Here is a 24,825-nt window from a genome sequence, read left to right on the forward strand (position 1 = left end):
TTACGCTAAACTGTTCGTTTTTAATTTTAATAAGATAGGGCAATGATCGCTACCTAAAACTTGCGCATGAATCGACGCTTCCTCTACAAACGCTACTAAACGATTCGAAACAATAAAGTAATCAATGCGCCAACCGATATTGCGCTCACGTACTTTGTTCATATAAGACCACCATGTAAAATGGTCTGCTTCGTTTGGATGAAATGCGCGAAACGTATCGGTAAATCCATTTCCCAATAATTCCGTCATCTTACTACGCTCTTCATACGTAAAGCCTGAGTTGCCGATATTCGATTTCACATTTTTAATATCAAGTTCCGCGTGTGCAACATTTAAATCCCCACAGTAAATAACGGGTTTTTTCGCATCAAGTTCTTTTAAATACAGGCACATACGGTCTTCCCATAACAGGCGCTCCGCTAAACGCGTTAAATCACGCTTGGCATTTGGCACATACGCATTTACTAAATAGAACGTTTCATATTCTAATGTTAATACACGTCCTTCATCAGCAGCGACTTCATCCTTCATGCCGTAAAACACCGCAAGCGGCTCATGTTTTGTAAAAATGGCCGTACCTGAATAGCCCTTTTTCACCGCAGAATGCCAATATTGATAATAGCCCTCTAACTGCAGGTCAATTTGTCCTGGTTGGCACTTTGTTTCTTGAATACAAAAAAAGTCTGCATCCATTTCATTAAAATAACTTAAAAAGCCTTTTGTAACACAGGCACGAATGCCATTTACATTCCAAGAAATTAACTTCATATTGTGCTCCTTCTTTAACATATGCGTAAATGTTTGTTTATATAAACAATCACCCGTGTCAAAAACACGAGTGATTGTTTGTAATTTCATACTTATTCGTCTTCACCGACGATTTTTACTTCCATTTCTAATTCAATATCAAACTTTTCTTTCACGACACGTTGTACCATTTGAATTGTTTGAATGTAATCAGTTGCTGTGGCATTATTTTTGTTGACGATAAATCCAGCATGCTTCGTAGAAACTTCTGCACCGCCAACACCTTTGCCTTGTAGTAGGCTATCTTGAATTAATTTCCCAGCAAAATGACCTGGTGGGCGTTTAAAGACGCTACCTGCTGAAGGATATTCAAGCGGTTGCTTGGATTCACGTTGGAATGTTAAATCGGCAATTTTTTCATCAATTTTCTGCTGGTTGCCTGTTGCTAACTCAAACGTTGCTGATAATACGAAGTAGCCTTCTTTTGTAATAATGCTTTTACGGTACGCTAATGCTAGCTGTTCGTTTGTTAATTCAAGCACTTGGCCTTCTTTTGTTATCACTTTGCACAGGACAACGATGTCTTTAATTTCACCACCATATGCCCCTGCGTTCATCGCCATCGCACCACCGATGGAACCAGGAATACCACAGGCAAATTCAAAACCTGTTAAGCTATTTGTTGCCGCTTGTTTTGATACTTCCTTTAATAACGCGCCACTTTGTGCATATACGGTTGTACCTTCGATGCGAATCTCATTTAACAATGCAAATGTCACAACAATGCCACGCACCCCGCCATCACGTACGACCATATTTGAACCGTTTCCTAACATCAGTAGGGGTACATTATTTTCATGTGCATACTGAATCACTGCAACGGCCTGTTGTTCCGTTTCTGGCATGACGAAAACATCAGCATGACCGCCTAATTTTGTCATTGTATATTGTTTTAACGACTCATTTGTCTTTATATTCGCTGCTGGGATCCACTGTAATAAATCATTTGCCCATTTTTCAATCGTCATAAATGATAAGTTCCTTTCTCATGAAGCTTGATACCTTTTCTAGTATCTGTTTTTAGCGTCCGATTTACAAGTAAAACACGACATGTTATAGCCAATTTTTCGCCCAAATCTCAATTTCTCGGACCGCTTGCTCTAGTGAACGACCTTTATCAGTTAAATTGTACTCGACACGGATTGGTACTTCCGAATAAACTGTACGTACGACAATCCCCTCTTTTTCAAGCTCCTTTAAACGTTCAGACAATAAACGTCCACTTATCGGTAATGCCGATTCGATGGCATTAAAACGTTGTGGTCCTTCTAATAATTGATAAATAATCAATGCCGTCCATCGTTTACCAACAAGCTCCATCGCTTTGGATAAACGTGGGCATAAAGCTATTTCCTTCATATTTTCCACCTCATATTGAAACAAATCGTCCATTTGTTTAGTTTAGATTTCGTTTCTCTATTTTAGCACCTTTCTTTAATTACGAAAAGTAAGTAGCTTACTGTGAGCAAAAAATGAATTGTAATATAAAACCATATATTTTATGATAAAACTATAAATTATTGAAAATGGGAGGTGATTTTTATGACAACCTATACAGTCGATGCATTCCATTCTTCTGTTAACTTTACAATCAAGCATATGATGATTACAAAAGTTAATGGTACATTTGATTCCTTCTCTGCTCAGATTGAGGCTGAAGAGATTGAAACATTAAAAAATGCAGCGATTCGCTTTGACTTAGATGTAGCAAGTGTTAACACTCGCGATGCTTCAAGAGATAATCATTTAGTTTCTGCTGACTTTTTTCATGCAGACAGATTCCCTAAAATGAAGTTTATTCAAACCTCTATTGAAAAAGTAAATGAGCAATTTATGCTTCATGGCGATTTAACGATTAAAGACGTGACAAACCCTGTTACGTTTACAGTTACATATAATGGTCATGTGAAAAGTCCATGGGAAGCTGAAGCATATGGCTTTAGCTGTAAAACAACGATTAATCGTAAAGATTTTGGCCTAACATACAATGCCGCAATTGAAACGGGTGGCTTATTAATCGATGAGCTTGTAACAATAAATGTAGAACTTCAATTAAATATACTTGCTTAATCAAAAAAAGGTCACCCGCTGTGCGAGTGACCTTTTTTTTACGTATAATTAAGCAGTTACTGTCGCTAATTTTTGCGCTACTGCTTTTACATTTTCTAAACCTGTCGCAATGATTGTTGGTGCATTAGCACTGTCAGCAGCGTGACCTTCAATAATTACTTCGCCGATTTTTTCCATACCGTAAACACCGCCGATTACATTGTTAATGTAGTTAACTGCCATTTCCATTGAAGACATTGCTGGATTTGAATAGTTACCACCACGAGCGTTTAATACGATGAATTTTTTGTCTGTCATTAAGCTTACTAATTGACCTTGCTCATTGTATTTGAATGAGTAGCCCGCACCGTACGTGTAATCGATGAATGATTGTAGGGCTGCTGGAATTGTTTGGTTCCATAATGGGAATGCAAATACTACTACTTCTGCTACGTCTAAAGCTGCACGTGCTTTGTTCATTGAATCAAATGAAGCTTGCTCTGCTGCTGTTAACGCTTCTCCATTTTGTAATTTACCGAAAGCATTGAATAACTCTTGGCCGAAGTAAGCTAAGTTTTCTTCAAATACATCAAAAGTAGATACGTTTAAGCCCTCTACTGTTGCTGCTTCTGCGATAAATGTTTCATACATTTTCGTTGAAATTCCGTCTGGACGGTTGTTTGCTCTTACTACTAATACGTTTGTCATGTTGTTAAATCTCCCTATCTATCTGTTATTTATTTTAGAACTATTTATCTCTATCGAAAATATCTCAAATTCAAAGTACTTTACTATAATAAAAGAACAACCGCAAAAAATCAACACGGTTGCTCTCAGACTTTTGACTGAAATTAGATTTCACACGAATCATCGGTACAAGTTGCTCCGTTACCACCCTGCATTTTCAGTGGTCTACGTAAGCCTGCTTCTTCCGCTGCCTTTGTAATTGTTTGCTCAAATACCTCGTTCGGCTGCGCACCAGAAATACCATATTTTTGATCAATGACAAAGAATGGTACACCGCGTACACCTAGTTGCTGCGCGATTGCAATGTCTTGCTGCATATCTTGTAGGTAGTCATCGCTCGCTAATACTTGCTGTGCCACGTCACGTGATAATCCGACTTCTTCTATCAATGTTAACAACACATCCGATTGACCGATTAATTCGCCCTCTGTGAAATATGCCTTTAACACACGCTCTGTATATTCCTTACCCTTCCCTTGTGCCTCCGCCCATTTTGCTAAGCGATGTGCTTTTACGGTATTAGCATTCTTCATATCCTCAAAGTTAAAATCTAAGCCTACTTCTTTTGCACGCATCGCAATGCCGTCACTCATCTTTTTTGCTTCTTCAATCGACATACCATATTTTTCTGATAGCTTTTCAAGTACCGAACCCGCTGCATCTTCTGGTGTTGTTGGATCTAGTAAAAAGCTTTTATATTCTACTTCAATCGCATCCCCATACCCTAAACCATCTAATGCAATCTCTAATTGCTTTTTGCCAATATAGCAAAACGGACAAACGTAATCTGACCAAATTTCTATTTTCATCGTTTTCCACACTCCCTTGTTTTTATTGTAAGGATTCTTTTTTGAAAAGTACATCTATGCGCCTTTTGTATAAACGCCCCTCCCTTCGACCATATTAAAAAATAAAAGGTGATATTTTGAAACAATCGCTTTGGCTTTCAGATAAACAAGATTTTTCTGCTTCGTCTATTCAACAATCAACAAACTGTGATGTATGCATCGTTGGTGGTGGCATCAGTGGTATTTACAGCGCGTATGTCTTAGCAAAACAAGGATTTTCTGTCGTGCTTGTCGAGGCTTTACCCAACTTTGCAAACGGAACAACCGCTTATTCAACCGGAAAACTGACAGTACAACATTCCATGATCTATTCAAAGCTATCATTAGAGGATGCGCAGCGCTACTACAAAGCCAACCAACAGGCGATTGAACAAGTAACGGATCTCCATCCAACAAGCCTTGCTAATGCCACTTCCTACTTATATACAGCAACCGCGCAAGGTAAAGAGCAGCTCACACAGGAAGCACAGCGCTACAAAGAATTGGGAATCCCGTTTGTCGCAACAAAAGAAACGGAACTTTCTATCCCAATTGAATTAGCGCTTGGTATTAAAAATGAAGCACAAATAAATCCCGTCGCATTTACGAATCATTTCGCACACCTTGCTCGTAAACAAGGGGCCGAGCTTTTTAGTAATACACGCATTACCAAAGTTGATGTCAAAAACCGTGTGTTACAAACAGAAAATACCCACACAATCCACTATAAAAAGTTGATTTTATGCACACATTATCCAATCGAATCCATGAAAAATTTGACGATGTTAAAACTACAAATTAGTCGTTCCTATTTAACGGCAACGAAGTGCTTTGAACAATTAAAAGGCCAGTATTTAAGTATTGATACCCCTGGTCGCACAATCCGAACTGCCCTCATTAAAGATGAACCTTATTTCATTTACGGCGGCTTTTCACATTCGGCAGGTACTCATACCGAAATTAATTATTATGAAACACTCAAACAAGAAACGCATTCGATTTTTGACTTACCAGCACCCGATTATTTATGGGACGCACAAGATATGATGACCTTTGACCAGGTGCCCTATATCGGACAAGTAAGCCCATCAGATGATTCTCTCTTTATCGCGACAGGCTTTAATAAATGGGGCTTATCATCTTCGCTTGTTGCGGGGCAATTGCTGAGTAACCTTTTAAAACAAGAGCATAATGAAGCAAGCGCGCTGTTTTCACCAAGCCGCACCAATTTTGGCAAGGAGCTGTACTTTATGCTGCAAACAGGGGGCTTTATCACAAAAGAGTTCGTAAAAGGCTACTTAACAAGAAATGATGCCCCGCGCTGTACGCATTTAGGCTGTAAAACAAAGTGGAACGCTGCAGATGACACATGGGATTGTCCATGTCACGGCTCCCGATACAACAAAGACGGGCAAGTTATTGAAGGTCCAGCAGTGTATCCATTGAAATTAAAAAAATCCGGCGATTCCTTTTGAGGAATGCCGGATTTTTTTCAGTGCCTAGGCTAAAACGCCAGCCCCTCGAGCTTTTCGGGGCTTAAAGGCGTTTTAACGCTTTTATTATTTTAAACCTTCTGTTAATACAGGAACGATTTGTTTTTTACGAGATACAACGCCAGGTAATGCGATACGGCCGTTAACGATTTCTGCGCCGAACGCTTTTGCTGCTGCTTCTGCTACTTGACCAGCCGCTACTGCAGTTGAATCATTATTTAAAATGTCTGTTACTACGAAGAAGAATAAATCTAAACCGTTGTCAGCAACATCTTTGTTTAGTAAGTTTTCTAGTTCTGCTTGGCGACCTAATACGTCTTCGATATCTACTGCGTTTACTTGTGCAACCGTTGCTTTGTATCCGCCGAACTCAAAGCCTTTTGCGTCTAATGATAATAAATCTTCTAATGATTTATCTGAAAGGTCTGCTCCTGCTTTTAACATCGCTAAACCGTAGTCAGCTGCATCCACACCAGCAATTTCAGCTAATTCAACGCCCGCTTTCACGTCTTGCTCTGTGCAAGTAGGTGATTTGAATAATAATGTATCAGAAACGATTGCTGATAACATTAAGCCCGCAATGTTTGAAGGGATTTCTACATCATTCTCTTTGAATAATTTATTTAAAATCGTTGCAGTACAACCAACTGGCTCTGCGCGGAAATATAATGGGTCCGCTGTTTGGAAGTTTGCAATACGATGGTGGTCGATAACTTCCGTAATTTGAACGTCTTCGATGCCATCAGCCGATTGTTGGAATTCGTTGTGATCTACTAAGATTACTTGTGCTGCTTCGTCTTTTACGTTGGCGATTAAGCGTGGTGCTGTAAAACCGAATTTATCTAATGCAAATTGTGTTTCATTATTTACTTCACCTAAACGTACCGCTTCTGCATCTACACCTAGTTGTTGTTTTAAATAGGCATAAACGATTGCCGATGTGATTGTATCTGTATCTGGATTTTTATGTCCGAAAACTATTGTTTTACTCATGAATGGAGCCTCCTATAGAATATGCTTTTCGCTTTTTATTTTAACATAACGCTGTGAAGAGAAAAATAGAAGTTTTCTTGTAGATTCTTTACCAAAAGTCTATAAATCATATTAATTTTATGACATTTTTAGTGAATATGTTATACAATAGGCTTTGGAAATGAAAAGAAATGAGGAATTATTGAAATGAAAAAAATGGAAAAGAAGTATATTCCATTGGCACAATTTTTTGAAACATGTACACAAAGTACATTTACTCTTACATATGAAGAAATTCAAAATATTATGGGTCATGAATTACCAAATGCAGCATACTTAAATGTTAGCTGGTGGAAAAAAACGAAAGCTCCTTCAACACACTACTTCGCTTGGATTAACCATGACTATTACGTGATTAACGTAACATTAGGTGTCTCGGTTACATTTTCATGCGCTGAACATGAAGAAACAATCAATGAAAAACCTCAAAACACCTATATTACACGTGCCATTGAAGCCAATGATGCTCGTGCTTATATCAACTTACAAGAAGAATTATTTGCGCAATCTTCATTTGGTTATTACGCACCTGAAGAACGTAATTTAACAGTACAACAAGTACGTAAAACCATCACAGACTGGCGCAAAGAAAAGACAAGTACCGTGCTTCTATGTATTTATAACGGACAATTTGCAGGTTATGTAAAAATTCTCGGCAATACCGCATCTCGTACAAAGCATATTGCAAGTGTGCGCATCGCGATTCAGCGTGATTTCCAACAAAAGGGTCTTGCAACAGTTCTTTTAAAAGAGGCAGAAAAGTGGGCACGCATCAATGCCATTTCTCGATTAGAGGCAAGTATTACAACAACAAACACAAACGCCCAGCAGCTGTTTGATAAACTGAATTACAGCAAAGAAGGTACACGTGCACAGGCAATCAAAATCGATGAGCAATTCGTTGATGAATTACTATATAGTAAAATTTTAGTTTAAAAAAAATCGTAAAGGTCCTCTATAACCTTTACGATTTTTCTTTTTAACCAATTACCATTAATTTTTGTTGGCTTCTAGTAGATTTTTTAAACTGTTCGTATCGCTTGGGTTCTTGTCCGACCATTTCTTCGATTAACACATGTAACAGTGCAAAAATAGCGATGGTACATGTTGCACCACCTTCTTGCGCAGATGGCACATAAAGTACCGCATCTGCAGGTTCTGTTGACTGCATGGCTTTATCACGAATTGCAATAATCTGTACATTTTTTCGCTTCGCAATTTCTACTGTTGTTGCTACATCCTCGTATTCTTCATCTAATGAAATAACTACTAACAATGAATCTTCATCCATCATCGCAAGCTGCCTAGCAATCTGATCTGCCTCATGTTGAATAAAAAATACCTGATCTCTTAACATTACCAAATTTTTATACAGCCAAAAAGCAGCAGGTGCAGATTGTCTAAATCCTAAAATATGAATTCTCTTAGAACTGTGTAACAATTGAATCACTTGTTCTACTTCGCTCTCTACTAATTCATTAAATGTTCTTGAAATACCTGCCAAATCACGTTTGACGATATCTGTACCTAACTGACTTTTAATCTTTTTTGTAGGCAACGCTTTTTTTACTACCGTCATTTCGCCTTTATCAATTAAATAGGCTTTTATTTGATCTTGTAACTCACTAAAGCCTGATAAATCCATTGCATAGCAAAAGCGAATCACTGTCGACTCACTTACATCCGCTAAACGGCCAACTTCAGAAGCAATCTGTGTTGCTACCACTGTCGGATTATCCATCACAAATTGGGCAACTTTGCGCTGTCCCTTTGATAATCGAATGTACTTTCTTTTAATATCATCGCAAATACTCAATTTCTCCATCTTCCTTTCTCTCTATAATATAAATATTCAATTTAAGATGCGTGTGAATGCTTCCTATTAAAGTGAACTAACAGTGTGATGCAAATTCCGTGCAAAATACCTAATAATAAAAAATACATTAACATGAATATTAATAGAATTCAATGAGTTTTCAGAAAAAACTTTAGCCAACTAAAGAATCAACTGATTTATGTATAAAACTGACATAATTTCGTAAAGATTTAAAGATTCCTCAGACATTTATTAAGAGTTCACTATTCTTATTCAATTACTAAGGATTAATATAGTGCATAATGAATGCTTAAAAGGACTCGCTCTTCTCGAAACGAGTCCTCTTGATTATTCCAATTCTGTTTGCTTTGTTTCTTTTCCTAGGAACACTACTGCTAGTACCCCGATAACAATCGCAATACAGAAAATTGTAAAGATGTAGCTAATGTCATAGCCTTTTGTGAGTAAAGATCCGACTAACAATGGTCCAAAAATACCACCGATACGACCTACCGCTGCGGCCATTCCTGTACCCGTTCCACGCACGATGGCAGGATATTGCTCAGGTGTATAAGCGTAAAGGGCACCCCATGCACCTAAGTTAAAGAATGATAATAACATCCCTGAAATGAGTAATGTCGTGATAGTTTCCGCTCCACCAAATACGAACGCACTTGCAGCTGTTCCTAATAAATACGTGACAAGTACAAATTTACGTCCGAATTTTTCGATGAACCATGCCGCTGTAAAGTAGCCCGGTAATTGTGCTAACGTCATAATTAACACATATTTAAAGCTTGATATTAAATCGAATCCTTTTCCTACCATGACACTTGGCAACCATAAGAACATGCCATAATACGAGAATACGACTGCAAACCATAAAATCCATAGCATTAGCGTACTGCGTGCATATTTTTTATGCCATACTTCAGCGATATTTTGGAAAACTGAACGCTTTTTTGATTCAGCCTTCACTGTAAATTGCGGTGAATCCGGTAACTTCATACGAATATAAATAGCATAAAACGCTGGTAATGCCGTTAAAATTAACGCAACTCGCCAGCCTTCAATTGGCCAAAAGTCTGCTGGAATAACAAAATAAGATAAAAGAGCGGCAATTAACCAGCCAGCAGCCCAAAAGCTCTCTAATAAAACTACAACACGACCGCGTTCTTCTGCTTTTACACTTTCAGAAACAAGTGTTGATGCAACTGGCAATTCACCGCCAAGTCCCATCCCTACGAAGAAGCGAAATATTAAAAATGCGGCTAATGTTGTTGTAAATGCAGATAATCCACTAGCTACAGAAAATAAAATTAACGTCCACATAAAAATTTGTTTCCGTCCTACTTTATCAGCTAATACTCCGAATAATAGGGCACCGACAGCCATACCGATTGAGTTAACCGAACCGATCCAGCCCATTTGGCTACTCGTTAATCCCCAATCTACCGCAAGTGCGGCAATAACGAACGAAAGAATACCTACGTCCATTGCGTCAAACATCCAACCAACACCCGCAACCCCTAATAACTTATTGCGTGATAGAGGCTGTATCTGTTGTTTTTGCTCGGCCATTTTACTTTCCCACCTTCCATGTGTCTTTACACTTGACTTAACATGAACTATCATACATTCGTTTCGCGAAAGTGACAACTATTATTTCAATTTATCTAATTGTTTGAACAATTCTGCATTTCCTATTGAAAAGGGCATGTCATAGGTTTAAAATGTCTTGTATACAAAAACAAATGTTCACCTTGCGCGAACAAAAGGAGCTAATTGGTTATGTGGAAAGGTCTTATCGAAGAATATAAACAATACTTACCCGTTACAGAAAATACACCGGCTTTATCTTTAAATGAAGGAAACACACCATTAATTCCATTAGTAAACTTATCAAAAGAGCTTGGGATTGAGCTTTACGGCAAAATCGAAGGCGCTAACCCGACTGGTTCATTCAAAGACCGCGGTATGGTTTTTGCTGTAGCAAAAGCGATTGAAGAAGGCTCTAAAGTAGTTATTTGTGCCTCTACAGGGAACACATCTGCTGCAGCTGCGGCTTATGCGGCACGTGCAGGCATCCAATCTATCGTTGTTATTCCAAAAGGAAAAGTAGCACTAGGTAAACTTGCACAAGCATGCATGTACGGTGCAAAAATTATTGAAATCGACGGCAACTTTGATGATGCACTTAATATTGTGCGCAAAATCGGTGAATCTACACCGATCGCACTTGTAAACTCAGTAAATCCATACCGTATCGAAGGTCAAAAAACAGCAGCCTTTGAAATTGTGGATCAACTTGGTCAAGCACCAGACTATTTATGCATTCCAGTAGGAAACGCGGGTAACATTACAGCGTACTGGAAAGGCTTTAAAGAATATAATGAAGCAAAACAATCTGGTCTTCCGAAAATGTACGGTTTTGAAGCAGAAGGTTCTGCAGCAATCGTTAAAGGGGCACCCATCGCTAACCCTGAAACAGTAGCTACAGCAATCCGTATCGGTAACCCTGCGAGCTGGACGTTCGCTGAAGCTGCACGTGACGAATCAGGCGGTATTATCGATTCAGTAACAGACGAAGAAATTTTAGCAGCATACCAATTAATCGCTGGTCGTGAAGGGATCTTCGTTGAGCCAGGCTCAGCTGCTTCTTTAGCGGGCGTTATTAAATCCGTTAAGGCTGGTAAAATCGCTGCAGGTAGCCGTGTTGTTACAGTATTTACTGGTAACGGCTTAAAAGATCCTGACACAGCAATGAACGTTTCAACTGTTGACTTAGTATCACTTAAAAACGATGAGCAAGAAATCCGTAACTACATCGAAGGCGTATTCAGTCTATGAGTAACTGGCAAATCAAAGTCCCTGGTAGTACTGCAAATCTAGGACCTGGATTTGACTCGATTGGACTTGGGCTTTCGCTTTACTTAACGTTAGATATTACATTGCAAGACAAGTGGGAATTTGTTCATTTCGGTGAAAATGTCCCTACTGACACAACAGTTGAAACACATTTAATTTATCAAATTGCGCAACAAGTTGCTGTGCAATATAACATCGATTTGAAAACGTGTAAGGTGGTAATGACAAGTGAATTACCACTTGCACGTGGTTTAGGTAGTAGCGCTGCTGCCATTGTCGCTGCCATTGAATTGGCCAATATTTTGGGTGATTTAAACTTATCTACACAAGATAAGTTAAATATTTCATCGCAAATTGAGGGCCACCCTGACAACGCTACCGCATCTGTACTTGGTGGCTTAACGATTTCTTCAATGGATGAAGAGGGTATTGTGGATACACTACATATTCCTGAAGTGGATGCGGCATTTGTCGTGTTCATTCCAGATGTCGAGTTAAAAACAGCCGATTCACGTGGTGTGCTGCCTGAAGACTTTAAACGAGGCTATGCCGTGCGTGCAAGTGCCAGTGCTAATATGCTGGCCGCCTCACTCATTGCGAAGGATTATGTACGCATTGGGCGCTATATGGAGCAAGACCTGTTCCATGAGCCCTTCCGCGCACAGCTCATTCCAAACTACGCTGAAATTCGTAGTGCAGCAAAACAAGCTGGCGCATATGGTACCGCATTAAGTGGCGCTGGTCCAACACTTATTTCTATTATCCCAACCGCTATTCAAGAGCAGTTCGTTGCAGAAATGAAGGCACAATTCCCAGCGCATACAATTGTGTTAACACAAGCTGACACAGCAGGGGCACATGTTGTTACCTCTAAACAAACCATCTAAATTTACAGAAGTGCATTAAAAGTCTAATTGACTATTAATGCACTTTTTTCATACTATAGACCGATATTCCGTCGTTTTTGCATTATTTTCTTAAAATAGGGGTATAATAAGTAATCTACATTTTTAAGGGGGTAATCGATATGAAAATTGCTGTGATTGGCGCTGCTGGTAAAGCAGGAAAGCATATTTTACGTGAGGCAATGATGCGTAATCATGATGCTACAGCTATCGTAAAAAATCAATCAAACCTACAAGTGACCGATGCTACGGTTATTGAAAGTGATTTATTTCATTTAACTAAAGCACAGATTGAGCCATTTGATGTACTTGTAAACGCCTTTGCCCCGCCACCTGGGGAAGAACATTTACATGTGACAGCTGGCCAACATCTAATTTCCTTATTAGAAGGCACAACAAAAAAATTATTTGTCATTGGTAGCTCTGGCTGCCTATTTATCAATAAAGAAAAAACAAAACGCTTCATGGATAGCGACCGATACCCAGAAGAATTTCTTCCTAATGCTAAAGCACAATTACAAAACTTACAGGATTTGGAACAATCCTCGATTCATTGGACGTTTGTCATTCCTTCTGCCATGTTCGATTCAGATGGTCCGCGCACAGGGCATTATATTACCGGTAAGGAAAAGCTTTTAGTTAACTCGCAATATAACAGCTATATTAGCTATGCTGACTTTGCGGTTGCGTTATTAGACGAAATCGAAAACAACGATCACAACAACATTAGCTTCACCGTTGCATCAGAAAATGTAACATCCGCTTCTTAATAACAAAAGCACAGGAATTTTACGTGATGTAAAATTCCTGTGCTTTTTCATTTAAACAGCTTTTACGTTAACAGTACTAAACTGACGCCCATAACCGCCATACCTAAGACTAAGCCATAAATCGATGAATGTGCTTCATCGTATTTTTTTGCTGCTGGTAATAGTTCATCGATTGAAATGAACACCATAATCCCTGCAACCCCAGCAAAAATCACGCCAAACATCGTATCTGTCATAAACTGCATTAAAACGAAATACGCAATAATTGCGCCAAGTGGTTCGGATAATCCTGAAGCAAATGACCATTTAAACGCCTTCATACGCTTGCCTGTTGCATAAAAAATTGGAATGGCTACTGCGATACCTTCTGGGATGTTGTGGATTGCTACGGCAATAGCAATCGCTATCCCGACGTTCGGGTCCTGTATGACCGACATAAACGTTGCAATACCTTCTGGGAAGTTGTGAATTGCAATTGCCAGTGCTGTAAATAAGCCCATTTTCATTAAGCGCTCGGCTTCAATTTCATCTTGCCCTAATGCTTGTGCTCGTTGTACATCTTCCACAGATTTTACTTCATGTGGGTTATTTCCTTTTGGAATAAAACGGTCAATCACAGCAATTAAAAGCATCCCGCCAAAGAAGCCCGCTAATGTGAGCCAATACCCTTTTGTATCGCCATGCACATTCACTAGCGCATCCTTTGCCTTCACAAAAATTTCAACGAGCGATACATAAATCATGACCCCTGCTGAAAATCCTAATGCCATCGATAAAAACTTTTTATTTGTGCGCGTCGTAAAGAAAGCAATTAAACTACCAATCCCAGTAGCTAGACCGGCAAATAGTGTTAAACCTAATGCTAATAATACATTATCGTCCATATGATTCTCCTTCTTCATTTTACTAATTAGTCTGATTATAATAGAAAAGTTTCCTAACCACAACTTTTTTCAATAAGGTAACATCTTATGTTACAAACCAACTTTCAGAATAAAAAAAGAATTCCTTAAACTTTAGGAATTCTCTCGGTTAAATTTACGCTCTCGTAACTCATACCATACCACACAAATGATTAACCATGTATAGCCTAAGCTCCAACCAGCTAAAACATCGGTTGCAAAATGGCGACTTTCTGCAATACGTGACAAACCGATGAAACAAGCTAACACAGCTGCGGCAACCCATACACCTGTTATTTTCTTATGCTGCGTCGTTACTTTTGAAAATAAGTACGCAAGCATAAATAAATAGAGGACACCCATTTGTGAATGACCAGAGGGGAAACTATACGATGTTAGTTGCTCGGTAATTTCAGGACGTGGGCGTTCAACAAACGCTTTAATCCCCTGATTAATTGCTGTGCCTCCCGCCATCGTTAATACGACAAAAAACAAGGCACGATAATTGTGCTCGCGTATCCATAAATAGAAAAATACAATGACTGTCACGATCACAACAAAAACCGTTTCGCCTATATAATGAAATAGTCCAATAAATTCATTGCCTCGTAACACAGAAGCGACTCGCTCATCAAACGCTATAAACCTTGGTGTTGTATAATTAAATGCTATGACTAAAAAAATAGTAAGTGTCACAAGCGCTAATGGGTACGCCCACTTTTTCAATTTCAGTTCCTTCTTTCTTCTCACAATTATAAATATCTTACCATACAAGAGAATAAAAGCGTTAAAGCGCCCATCAAGCCCCGATCAGTCAAAACGCCACATCATGTGGCATGATCGTCTCGATTCACGTCGTGTAAGCCTCAGACATTGGAGAGCGCGACCCAAAAGTAAACGCTTCACCACTTTTGCGTAGAGGGCTGGCGCTTTAGCCTGGACGTAGAAAAAACTTTATAAAAAGTAACGCAATGCGATCATCTATAATTTCCTACAAAACAAAAAAACTACTTCTCCTAATACGTAGGGAAAAGTAGTTTAACATATATTTATTCTACAACTGTATAGTTGCCGTGTTCCATTGAAATGACGAACTCTGGCTTCGGTGGTTTGCCGCCATGTTCTTTAATTTTCGCCTTGTGACCGGCAATATGCTCTGGGCTCTTCTCCCAAGCTTTCCATGCATCTTCTGATTCCCAACGAATAATCATGACTACTTCCTCTTCACCACGGCGAACATTTTTAACTAATAGCTCCCGACCGATAAAGCCTTCGCGTTGCTCTAATTTAGATGGTCCTTGATCCGGCTTTTTGCGGAAACGCTCTAAAATTTTATCCGCATTGCCTTCTGTTACTGTCCACTTACGAATTTGTACGAACATCCCTATTCTCTCCTTTTAAAAAAGCATGCCTCAAGGTTGAGACATGCTCTGTATTTTGAAATTATTTTAATTCGTTTAAGATTTCATCTAATTTGTCAGACTCAGTTGTTACACCGTTAGAAGAGAAGTACCAGTTTACGCCATCAAGGTAAACAATTTTGCCTTCTTTGTAAGCACGAGTTTGTTTGATGATGTCATTTTCGATGTCAGCTTTGATTGTATCTACATCAGAGGCTGTACGGTCAATAACTAATAATACTTCAGGATCTACAGATAGGATTGACTCATAAGAGAAGTCAGAACCATGTGAAGATGCTTTGATATCAGTCGTAGATGGTACGAAACCAAAGTCATTGTACACGTAAGCGAAACGAGAATCTGCACCGTTATCGAAACCAGAGATTTTCTTGTCGTTATACATTGCTACTAAAGCATTTTCGTAGCCAGCAGCTTTTTCTTTCACTTGGTCAACTTTTGCTTGTAAGTTTGCTTTTAACTCTTCCGCTTTTTCTTCTTTACCGAAGATTTTAGCTGCTAAGTCTACTGTTTCAAATACGCCGTCAACATAGTTTTCGTTGTCAGAACCGATGAATACTACGTTTGGTGTGATTTCTTTTAATTCTTCATAGAATGCAGATTGACGACCAGAGATGAAGATTGCATCTGGGTTAGCAGCTGCTACTTTTTCGAAGTCGATTGCTTTTAATGTACCTACGTCTGCCACTGAATCAGTTACGTATTTTTCTTTAATGTGCGTTGGGATATTCCCTTTACCACCGTTTGCAGCGATACCAACGATCCCTTCAACGCCTAATGCATCAAGTGTATCTAAGAAACCATAGTCGAATACGATAATGTTTTTTGGTGCTTCTTCAAATGTTACGTCACCGAAAGTGATTGACTTACCGTCTTCTGTTTCACTTCCAGCTGATAAAGAAGACACTGTCATTGGGAATGCTGGTGCTTCCGATGCTGCAGTTTCTTTGCTATCTGTTGAAGCTTGCTCTGTAGCCGCTTGATCGTTTGTACCTTCTGTTTTTGATTCTTCATCTGAACCACATGCTGCTAACATTAATGTTAATGCTGCTGCCGTTAAAAATTTCCACTTTTTCATATCTACTATTTCCTCCTAATTGATATCACTTAACGATAGTGATAATCGTTTTCATTTGACTAACGTTAGTCTAAAACAACTGGATAAGGTTGTCAACATTTTTCATGAAATTAATAGTCATTCTCATTTACTTTCAGAAAATAAATGTATAAGCGAGAAGAACTTATACATTTATTTACAATTAGCTATGTGAATTAAAGTAAACGCAAATACGGCAACCATCTTGTTCTTGAACAGGGATATGCATGTCGTATACATCACGTAATGACTCTGACGTAATGATTTCGTTCGTTGGCCCATCCTTTACAAGACGACCATCTTTTAAGGCTACAATACGATCTGAATACACGGACGCAAAGTTAATGTCATGCAGTACAATAACAACGGTTTTTCCTAGCTCATCTACAAGCTTACGTAGAATTTTCATAATTTGAACCGAGTGCTTCATATCTAAGTTATTTAACGGCTCATCTAGTAAAATGTACTCCGTATCTTGTGCAATCACCATCGAAATGAACGCACGCTGCTTTTGACCACCTGATAATTCATCTAAAAACTTATCTTGCATATCACCAAGGGTCATATACTCAATCGCACGATCAATATGTGCTTCATCATCTGGCGTTAAACGCCCCTTTGAATATGGATAACGACCAAATGATACTAATTCACGCACCGTTAAACGCACATTTAAGTGGTTTGACTGACGTAAAATGGCAACACGTTTTGCAAAATCATTGGATTTCATTTTTTTGACGTTATTTTGATCTAATAATACTTCGCCTGTATCAGCATCCATTAAACGACTTACCATCGATAACAGTGTTGATTTACCTGCACCGTTTGGACCGATAAATGATGTAATGGCTTTTGGCTCAATCTTTAATGTTACATTTTCTACAACTGGTTTTTTGCCAAAGCTTTTAGAAAGCCCTTTTATTTCGATCATGCTGCTTTCCTACTTTCCTTCAGTATTAGATAAATAAAGTACAGCCCACCAACAAAGTTAATGATTACACTGATTGTTGTACTTAACTCAAAGACATGCAGTACAAGGAACTGCCCACCGACAAGTGCAATAATACTAATTAAACTCGCACCCGCAATTAATACGGAGTGCTTATAGGTTGCGAAATATTGATATGCTAAGTTCGATACGATTAACCCTAAAAACGTAATCGGACCAACTAAAGCAGTGGATGTTGCAATTAATATAGAAGACAAAATTAATACTTTTAACACGATATTATCATAGTTCACACCTAGATTCATGGCGTTCTCACGCCCTAAAGACATGACATCTAAATCACGCAATAAACGATAACCATAAATAAATGATGCCATTAAAATAACAAGTGCCACTAATAAAAGTTCCGTTTTCACGTTCATGAAGCTCGCAAATAAACGAGATTGCAATGCTTCATATTCCACTGGATCAATGATGACCTGTAGAAACGTCACAAAGCTTCCGAGTAAAGTTCCGATAATCATCCCAGCAAGTAACAGTAAGAAAATCGGATGCTTGTCTGCACGGAATAAGAAACGATATAAAATCAGTGCAAAGATCACCATCGCCACGATGGATAAACCGAAGTTTAAATAACGGCTTACTACGAAAATCGATGCCGAGCCTGCAAAGAAGAAAATGACCGTTTGTACCACTTCGTACATAGAATCTACACCCATCATAGACGGTGTGAGTAGTCGGTTATGCGTTACGGTTTGGAACGTAACGGTCGCATAAGCAATCGCTGTACCCGTAATCATCATGGCCAGCACACGCTCTACACGCTTTGGAAAGGCATAGCTAAAGCCGCCTTGAATATTATATAAACAGAACAGTAATATACAAATTATTGCGATCACTGCTAACACAATAAGCTTCGTACTATTTTTTCGCATATGCTTTCCCCCTAAATAACATGACTAAGAAGATCGCACTGCCGATTACAGCAACGGTCGTATTCACTGGAATTTCAAATGGATACACAATAATACGGCTAATAATGTCACAGAATAATAGGAACGCGGCCCCTAAGAAAATCGTATGTGGAATTGTTTTACGTAAATTGTCGCCCATATATAACGAAACTAAGTTCGGCACGATTAATCCTAAGAACGGAATAATCCCGACCGTTAATACAACGGTTGTAGAAATAAGCGCGACGAGCACTAAGCCTAGATTTAACACCGTACGATAGCTTAGCCCTAAATTTTTGGCGAAATCTTCACCCATGCCGGCAACCGTAAATTTATTCGCATATAAATACGCTAATAAAATGGCAGGCACTGCTACGTATAGTAACTCGTAACGTCCTGAAACAACAAGCGTAAAGCTTCCTAAGAAGAATGTATCCACGCTTTGCATGACATCGGCTTCATACGCAATAAACGTAGAAATCGCGCCGATAATATTACCGTACATAATCCCAATTAACGGCACAAAAATAACGTCCTTGAATTTAATACTTTCAAGAAGACGCATGAAAATCATCATACCAATTAAAGCAAAAGCAAAACTAAATAGGATTTTCTCCATATAGCCTACACTTGTAAAAAACACCATTGATACAACAATCCCTAGCTTCGCTGCGTCAAGCGTACCTGAAGTTGTCGGTGATACAAACTTGTTACGACTTAAGCTTTGCATAATTAAACCTGAAATCCCCATCCCTGCCCCAGCAAGTAAAATCGCCATTAATCGCGGCACTCGACTCATTAAGAAAATTTGTGTCTTATCTGAATCCCAGTCCAATAAATCAGACGGCTTAATGTCGATTGCTCCGATAAATAGTGATACAAAGGACAAGATGATGGTTGCTACAACAAGCATCCAAAGTCTCATTTTATTCTCCCACTATTCTCTATAGTTTATCTATCATCATATTCTCAATGAAAATGAGAATCACTTTCTTTCATTATTATATAATTGCTAATAATGAAAATCAAATGCCCTTTAAATAACTGGAAATTCATTAGGGAATAAATGAAGGGAATTTCGTTTTTCTTAGCATTATTCTTTTTTAATAGAGTGAAACGATGTATTTTATATTTAATTGAAAATAAAAATGACTACGTAATTTTCATACGTAGTCACGTTCTTTTATAGCGAGAAAACACGCTTGTTTACTGTGTATTTTCCCAGTGCCTTACGATTCACCTCATAACCTAAGCCAGGGGTTGTCGGTACAGTAATATAGCCATTCTGAACTGTTACTTCCGGTGTGATCAGATCCTCATCCCAGTAGCGGCTTGATGCTGCGGTATCGCCAGGCATCGTGAAGTTCACAAGACTTGTTAGTGCGACGTTTTGCGCTCGGCCAATCCCTGCTTCAAGCATACCCCCACACCAGACTGGGATATTGTTTTGCGCGCAGTAATCGTGAATGCGCTTTGCTTCGCTAATGCCCCCAACACGGGCAATTTTAATATTGACCACACCACACCCACCAACTTCAATCGCTTTACGCGCATCGTCTAGTGACGTAATGCTTTCATCTAGGCAAATTGGTGTTTTGATATGCTTTTGAAGCTTAGCGTGATCGAGAAAATCATCATAAGCGAGTGGTTGCTCAATCATCATTAAATTAAATTCATCGAGCTGCTTCAACAATTCTAGATCCTCTAATGTATACGAAGAATTAGCGTCTGCCATAAGTGGTATATCAGGAAACGCTTTTCGAATCGTACGTAGTAGCTCGATGTCTTTACCTGGCTTAATTTTTACTTTAATGCGCTTGTAACCTTCCTCTAAAAAGCGTTGAATCGTCGTAATTAATGCTGCATCTGTCGGTTGTAAGCCGATGCTAATCCCGACCTCGATTTTTTGTTGTGTTCCACCAAGTGCTTCTGCTAACGATTGCCTTTGCTGTTGGGCATAAATATCCCACACAGCCCCTTCAATCGATGCTTTCGCCATTTGGTTGCGGCGAATCGGGCTGAACAGTTCAAATACTTCATTAGGATGCGCGATTTCTTTTCCTAACAATGTAGGTATTAAAAAATCCTCCAGCATATGTAACGATGTTTTGAACGTTTCCTCTGTATATGAAGGTTCCTCAAACGCAACCCCTTCTCCCCAGCCGATTACACCGTTTTCATCTTTTGCCTCGAGCACAATGAACTTCTTATTTTGCATTGTACCTAAGCTTGTCGTAAAAGGGTTTTTCATTTTCATTTCAACTTCATATAAGACAACTTCAACTAATTTCATCCCATGCTCCTATTACAGAGCAAATAGCGAGCGCTTTACAAGTAAATAATGGCTAATGTGTTCATCCTTTTTAAGTAGATGAATGATTTTATAGCCTTGTTCAAACATTTCTTGTAACACATGGCGTGTTTTATAGCGCCAATCCTCGGCTAATGCTGGGCTTTCGACTTTGATTTTTTGGAAGTTTGTTGGAATCGGTAATAAGTACGCATCCTGAATCAATGCCTCACCTTTACGGAATGACTGCTCCGGATCGAGTGTCGGTAATCCAAGGATATTCGTTGTCCAGTCCACGACGGGTTTTGCTTCTTCGATGAGTTCATCCACTTTCGCATCCCAGCGCAAATAATCATTATCCACTAATTGCCATTCCACATACAGTCGATCCGTTGGTAACGCTCGGTTGAATGGGTCTTCCATCTCACCATAGCAGTTTTCAATATACGTATCACTATAACCACGCAATTTCGAGAAATTTAAAAAGCCGCTACGTGCTTCAAGTGGGTCGAATGTCCAGCGACAATTGCGATAGCCGCGCTCACTTGCAAGGTCTTTTAAATAGATTTTTAAAAGCTCGCCAACCCCTTTTTCACGGTAGTTACGCTTGATGCCAATCATATGCGAGTATAAATAAACCCCTTTGTCCATATAGCCCGGACAACTATAATTAAATCCGATTAATTCATCTTGTAAATACGCACCTAATACAATCCCACCATTACGAATTGCCGCAATCGTTTGATGTACTGGAATGCTTCCAACCGCCCAAATGTCATGCTCCAACTTACGTGCCTCTTCTATTTGCTCAATTGTAGTTAGTTCTTTGATCGTCACTGATTCTAACATACTTTTCATCCTCCCCTGTAGTTACTTTTTGTAAAGCTAAATTCACAGCTCTTGCCAATATTTGAGCTCCCGTCATAAGTCGCTTTACATTAAACGTCATATCCGGATGATGTAACCCTGGGAATAAACCACAGCCCAGTCCTAGCATTGATGCTTTAAGGTCGGGACATTTCACAGCATAGTAATGAAAATCCTCGCCTCCTGGAGTATGAACTGCAGCATTTAAAGCTTGTGGCCCTACCTCATCACAAATCGCCTGTGCTAAAATGCGCTCTGCCTCTGGATGTACTTCAGCAGCCACAAGATTTATCTTTTCCGTCAGATGAATTTTGACGTCATGTAACAGGGCAATATGTTCGATACGTTTTAAAATTTGCTCAGTAATGCTTTCCATCACATCGTTTCGTTGCGCGCGGATATCGATTGCAAACGTTGCTTTTCCTGGAATGACATTCGTTGCATCCCCACCTGCATGAAAGCTGGTCACTTTATATGAAGCCGGGACCATGGGATCGTGGTGAATAAGTGACAGTTCCTGAATAATCGCACCGCCGACTTCTATGGAATTATTACCCAAATGCGGACGCGCTGCATGGGCGTCTTCCCCAACGATTTCCCCTGTAAATGAACGCGACGCCCCATGGAATAAGGCAGGTGCATAAAAACCATCCTGTACCTCTTGTACCGGGCGTACATGTACGCTAAATAAATAGTGCAACTGATCAACAATGCCATGCTCAATTACTTTTAATGCACCCCCTCCCTTTTCTTCAGCTGGCTGGAAAATAATACGGACCGCACCACTTACCTGCACCTGTTCTTTTAATAATAAAATCGTACCAAGTGCCATCGTCATATGTCCATCATGCCCACAGGAATGATTCGCACACATCACCCCATCTACTTCTTGCCACAACGCATCCATATCTGCACGTAAACCAACACGAGGAATCCCTTGCCCTATATCTACATAAAGACCTGTACATCCCTTAAAGCGCACTGGTGACAAGCCTAGTCTTTCTAAAAAGTGTACTAAATAATCGGTCGTTTCATGCTCCTGCCAGCTAACTTCAGGATGCTCATGTAAATAATTAAAAATCGATAATAATTGCTGTGATAATGCTTCTGACTGTTTCATAGGCGGCAACGCTTCCTTCCAGCAACGGCTATAGATAAATTTTCTTAATTTTCTTTAAATTTATTATATACTACTTCCTAACTTTCAAGTAGTCTTGTTTCTATTATTCCTTTCGTACAAAAAGAAAAACCCCTATTTATAGAGTTTTATCTATAAATAGAGGTTTTTGTCTTATTTAATACCGCGCATTGCTTTAGTAATGATTGGTGAAATGAATAGGATGATAATACCGATCACGATTGATAAACCACCTAATACACCGAAGTACATTGTTTCTGAAACATGTTCGTAAACACGAACAAGCTGAGCGTTAATCGCTTGTGCAGCTGCTGATGCTAAGAACCAAAGTGCCATTGTTTGACCTGCGAAAGCAGCAGGCGCTAATTTTGTTGTAGCAGATAAACCAACTGGTGATAGTAATAATTCACCTAATACTAACAAGAAGATTGAAAATACTACCCATAATGGATTTACTAATGTACCTTCTGGTGTTAAAAGAATAGCAGCGATCATTACGAAGAATGAAACACCTGCAAAGAATAATGAATACGCAAATTTACGCGGTGTTGATGGTCCTGTTTCCCCTAATTTTGTCCACATTAACGCAAATAACGGTGCGATCATGATGATGAATAATGGGTTAAACGATTGGAACCATGCTGCTGGAATTTCAAAGCCCCATAATGTTAAGTTCGTACGTGTATCGATGAACGTTGCTAAAATCGTTGAAGATTGTTCCGCAATCGCCCAGAACATCACCGCACAAATGAATAATGGGATATACGCTAATAGACGAGATTTTTCGTCAGCATTTGTTTTTGGACTACGATACATAAAGATAATAAATAATGTAGGAATCATAACCCCTAAGAATGTAATTAATAACGAGAAGTTTTCAATGCTTGCATTGCCTGTTTTGTATGCAATAAAGCCTAAAATAACAATCACTAAACCACCAAGTGTGAAGTTACGTGTTGTTGTTTTCTTCTCAGCAGGTGAAAGTGGGTTTGGCGCAATTGAACCTGCTAAACCAAGGCTCTTTTGAGACATTAAGTAAACCACTAAACCAATGAACATACCTACTGCGGCAACACCAAATCCGGCATGGAAGCCCCAGTTTTGTTGGAATAAACCAACAAGTAATGGTGCTGTGAAACCACCTAAGTTAATACCCATGTAGAAAATCGAGAAACCTGAATCGCGACGTGCATCGTTTGGAGCATATAAATCACCAACCACTGATGATACGTTCGGTTTCAGTAAGCCTGTACCAATGATAATAAAGAACATCGATGCATAAAGTGCTGTTGCACCAAGTGGTAACGCCAGTAAAATATGACCGATCATAATTAATATACCGCCATAGAATACCGCTTTACGCGTACCGGTAATTCGGTCAGCAATCCAACCACCAATAATACCTGACATGTAGATTAACGAACCGTAAATCGACATGATGATGTTTGCTTGCGTACGATCTAACCCTAATCCGCCGTCTTTCAGCGAGTAGTACATATAGAATAATAGAATGGCACGCATGCCGTAATATGAAAATCGTTCCCAAAACTCTGTAAAGAATAAAGTAAATAACCCTTTAGGTTGCCCTAAGAAGCCAGTTTGAGGGACCGATTTCACAATTTCTTCTTTAGAATACATTTGAAATCTCCTCCGATTTAAAAATAACTATTCCGACAATTCACTTCGTTGTCAGACATCTGAATAAAAAGCACTTTAACACTTTAACGTAATAGACGAACAAAATCAAGAATACAAAAAATGTTATAATATTGTTTTTGTTCTGTATTTTCAGATTAATTAATCAAATACTTAACATTCAGACTTAGATAGTATAGTTCATTGTCAATCAGATACAAAATGGTTTGACTTGAGCTTCTCGGTTTATGACAAAAGAAGGG

General features: G+C 39.0%; 25 protein-coding genes. 6 read left to right on the plus strand and 19 right to left on the minus strand.

The features are described from left to right. The 3 genes from NSQ62_RS19380 to NSQ62_RS19390 form a co-directional block, all read right to left on the minus strand. On the minus strand, window positions 1-768 hold the full coding sequence (locus NSQ62_RS19380) for an exodeoxyribonuclease III (protein WP_341323984.1): 768 nt from the start codon (window positions 766-768) through the stop codon (window positions 1-3). A gap of 92 nt (window positions 769-860) precedes the next feature. Further along, window positions 861-1,775, minus strand: coding sequence for a UDP-N-acetylmuramate dehydrogenase (gene murB, locus NSQ62_RS19385; protein ID WP_341321689.1), 915 nt, complete (start codon window positions 1,773-1,775; stop codon window positions 861-863). Between the two features lie 85 nt (window positions 1,776-1,860). After that, a complete protein-coding gene (locus NSQ62_RS19390; protein WP_341321690.1) occupies window positions 1,861-2,166 on the minus strand; it encodes a helix-turn-helix domain-containing protein in 306 nt (101 codons plus the stop codon). A gap of 183 nt (window positions 2,167-2,349) precedes the next feature. Here NSQ62_RS19390 and NSQ62_RS19395 point away from each other — a divergent pair, with 183 nt between their 5' ends. Continuing rightward, window positions 2,350-2,877: a YceI family protein gene (locus NSQ62_RS19395; protein WP_341321691.1), complete on the plus strand. Its 528-nt coding sequence runs from the start codon at window positions 2,350-2,352 to the stop codon at window positions 2,875-2,877. 48 nt (window positions 2,878-2,925) lie between these two features. On the opposite strand, the gene NSQ62_RS19400 is transcribed toward NSQ62_RS19395, so the two are convergent. Next, window positions 2,926-3,564 (minus strand): NAD(P)H-dependent oxidoreductase, encoded by a 639-nt coding sequence (locus tag NSQ62_RS19400; RefSeq protein ID WP_341321692.1) that lies wholly within the window; start codon window positions 3,562-3,564, stop codon window positions 2,926-2,928. A gap of 143 nt (window positions 3,565-3,707) precedes the next feature. After that, window positions 3,708-4,412, minus strand: coding sequence for a DsbA family oxidoreductase (locus tag NSQ62_RS19405; RefSeq protein WP_341321693.1), 705 nt, complete (start codon window positions 4,410-4,412; stop codon window positions 3,708-3,710). 116 nt (window positions 4,413-4,528) lie between these two features. Between NSQ62_RS19405 and NSQ62_RS19410 the strand changes: the two genes are divergently transcribed. Further along, window positions 4,529-5,905, plus strand: a complete 1,377-nt coding sequence (locus NSQ62_RS19410) for an FAD-dependent oxidoreductase (RefSeq protein ID WP_341321694.1) — start codon at window positions 4,529-4,531, stop codon at window positions 5,903-5,905. An 84-nt stretch (window positions 5,906-5,989) separates the two neighbouring features. On the opposite strand, the gene NSQ62_RS19415 is transcribed toward NSQ62_RS19410, so the two are convergent. Continuing rightward, window positions 5,990-6,916 carry a manganese-dependent inorganic pyrophosphatase gene (locus tag NSQ62_RS19415; RefSeq protein WP_341321695.1) on the minus strand — a complete coding sequence of 309 codons (927 nt, stop codon included), beginning with the start codon at window positions 6,914-6,916 and terminating at the stop codon, window positions 5,990-5,992. Between the two features lie 186 nt (window positions 6,917-7,102). Between NSQ62_RS19415 and NSQ62_RS19420 the strand changes: the two genes are divergently transcribed. Then, complete coding sequence (locus NSQ62_RS19420; protein ID WP_341321696.1) at window positions 7,103-7,891, plus strand: GNAT family N-acetyltransferase; 789 nt, start codon at window positions 7,103-7,105, stop codon at window positions 7,889-7,891. Between the two features lie 43 nt (window positions 7,892-7,934). Here NSQ62_RS19420 and NSQ62_RS19425 read toward each other — a convergent pair whose 3' ends face one another. Further along, window positions 7,935-8,780, minus strand: coding sequence for a MurR/RpiR family transcriptional regulator (locus tag NSQ62_RS19425; RefSeq protein WP_341321697.1), 846 nt, complete (start codon window positions 8,778-8,780; stop codon window positions 7,935-7,937). A 339-nt stretch (window positions 8,781-9,119) separates the two neighbouring features. Beyond that, the gene (locus NSQ62_RS19430; RefSeq protein ID WP_341321698.1) at window positions 9,120-10,352 is read right to left on the minus strand and encodes an MFS transporter; all 1,233 of its coding nucleotides are present in this window, start codon (window positions 10,350-10,352) and stop codon (window positions 9,120-9,122) included. Between the two features lie 210 nt (window positions 10,353-10,562). On the opposite strand from NSQ62_RS19430, the gene thrC reads away from it, so the two are divergent. From thrC to NSQ62_RS19445, 3 genes are all read left to right on the plus strand, one after another. Then, entirely contained in the window at window positions 10,563-11,621 is a 1,059-nt protein-coding gene (gene thrC / locus NSQ62_RS19435) for a threonine synthase (RefSeq protein ID WP_341321699.1), read from the plus strand. Further along, window positions 11,618-12,526 carry a homoserine kinase gene (thrB, locus tag NSQ62_RS19440; protein ID WP_341321700.1) on the plus strand — a complete coding sequence of 303 codons (909 nt, stop codon included), beginning with the start codon at window positions 11,618-11,620 and terminating at the stop codon, window positions 12,524-12,526. Before thrC ends, thrB begins: the two co-directional genes overlap by 4 nt. Window positions 12,527-12,666: 140 nt before the next feature. Continuing rightward, the gene (locus tag NSQ62_RS19445; protein WP_341321701.1) at window positions 12,667-13,314 is read left to right on the plus strand and encodes an NAD(P)H-binding protein; all 648 of its coding nucleotides are present in this window, start codon (window positions 12,667-12,669) and stop codon (window positions 13,312-13,314) included. A gap of 62 nt (window positions 13,315-13,376) precedes the next feature. Here the strand turns inward: NSQ62_RS19445 and zupT are convergent, their stop codons facing one another. The 11 genes from zupT to NSQ62_RS19500 all read right to left on the minus strand — a co-directional run bounded on the left by zupT (window position 13,377) and on the right by NSQ62_RS19500 (window position 24,565). After that, on the minus strand, window positions 13,377-14,198 hold the full coding sequence (zupT, locus tag NSQ62_RS19450) for a zinc transporter ZupT (protein ID WP_341321702.1): 822 nt from the start codon (window positions 14,196-14,198) through the stop codon (window positions 13,377-13,379). Window positions 14,199-14,330: 132 nt separating this feature from the next. Beyond that, window positions 14,331-14,942: a phosphatase PAP2 family protein gene (locus NSQ62_RS19455; RefSeq protein ID WP_341321703.1), complete on the minus strand. Its 612-nt coding sequence runs from the start codon at window positions 14,940-14,942 to the stop codon at window positions 14,331-14,333. A 323-nt stretch (window positions 14,943-15,265) separates the two neighbouring features. After that, window positions 15,266-15,598 (minus strand): antibiotic biosynthesis monooxygenase, encoded by a 333-nt coding sequence (locus NSQ62_RS19460; RefSeq protein WP_341321704.1) that lies wholly within the window; start codon window positions 15,596-15,598, stop codon window positions 15,266-15,268. A 61-nt stretch (window positions 15,599-15,659) separates the two neighbouring features. Then, window positions 15,660-16,712, minus strand: a complete 1,053-nt coding sequence (locus NSQ62_RS19465) for a siderophore ABC transporter substrate-binding protein (protein WP_341321705.1) — start codon at window positions 16,710-16,712, stop codon at window positions 15,660-15,662. Window positions 16,713-16,893: 181 nt separating this feature from the next. After that, window positions 16,894-17,661, minus strand: a complete 768-nt coding sequence (locus NSQ62_RS19470) for an ATP-binding cassette domain-containing protein (protein ID WP_341321706.1) — start codon at window positions 17,659-17,661, stop codon at window positions 16,894-16,896. Continuing rightward, window positions 17,658-18,614: an iron chelate uptake ABC transporter family permease subunit gene (locus NSQ62_RS19475; RefSeq protein ID WP_341321707.1), complete on the minus strand. Its 957-nt coding sequence runs from the start codon at window positions 18,612-18,614 to the stop codon at window positions 17,658-17,660. The genes NSQ62_RS19470 and NSQ62_RS19475 overlap by 4 nt, the downstream gene beginning before the upstream one ends. After that, window positions 18,601-19,557 (minus strand): ABC transporter permease, encoded by a 957-nt coding sequence (locus NSQ62_RS19480; RefSeq protein WP_341321708.1) that lies wholly within the window; start codon window positions 19,555-19,557, stop codon window positions 18,601-18,603. The genes NSQ62_RS19475 and NSQ62_RS19480 overlap by 14 nt, the downstream gene beginning before the upstream one ends. A gap of 258 nt (window positions 19,558-19,815) precedes the next feature. Then, entirely contained in the window at window positions 19,816-20,925 is a 1,110-nt protein-coding gene (gene menC / locus NSQ62_RS19485; protein WP_341321709.1) for an o-succinylbenzoate synthase, read from the minus strand. A gap of 12 nt (window positions 20,926-20,937) precedes the next feature. Continuing rightward, on the minus strand, window positions 20,938-21,771 hold the full coding sequence (locus tag NSQ62_RS19490; RefSeq protein ID WP_341321710.1) for a GNAT family N-acetyltransferase: 834 nt from the start codon (window positions 21,769-21,771) through the stop codon (window positions 20,938-20,940). Then, window positions 21,731-22,909, minus strand: coding sequence for a M20 peptidase aminoacylase family protein (locus NSQ62_RS19495; protein ID WP_341321711.1), 1,179 nt, complete (start codon window positions 22,907-22,909; stop codon window positions 21,731-21,733). Before NSQ62_RS19495 ends, NSQ62_RS19490 begins: the two co-directional genes overlap by 41 nt. A gap of 171 nt (window positions 22,910-23,080) precedes the next feature. Further along, window positions 23,081-24,565, minus strand: a complete 1,485-nt coding sequence (locus NSQ62_RS19500) for a peptide MFS transporter (RefSeq protein WP_341321712.1) — start codon at window positions 24,563-24,565, stop codon at window positions 23,081-23,083. Between the last annotated feature and the right edge of the window lie 260 nt (window positions 24,566-24,825).

Origin of the sequence: Solibacillus sp. FSL H8-0523, from assembly GCF_038051985.1 — a bacterium.
Lineage (GTDB): Bacteria > Bacillota > Bacilli > Bacillales_A > Planococcaceae > Solibacillus.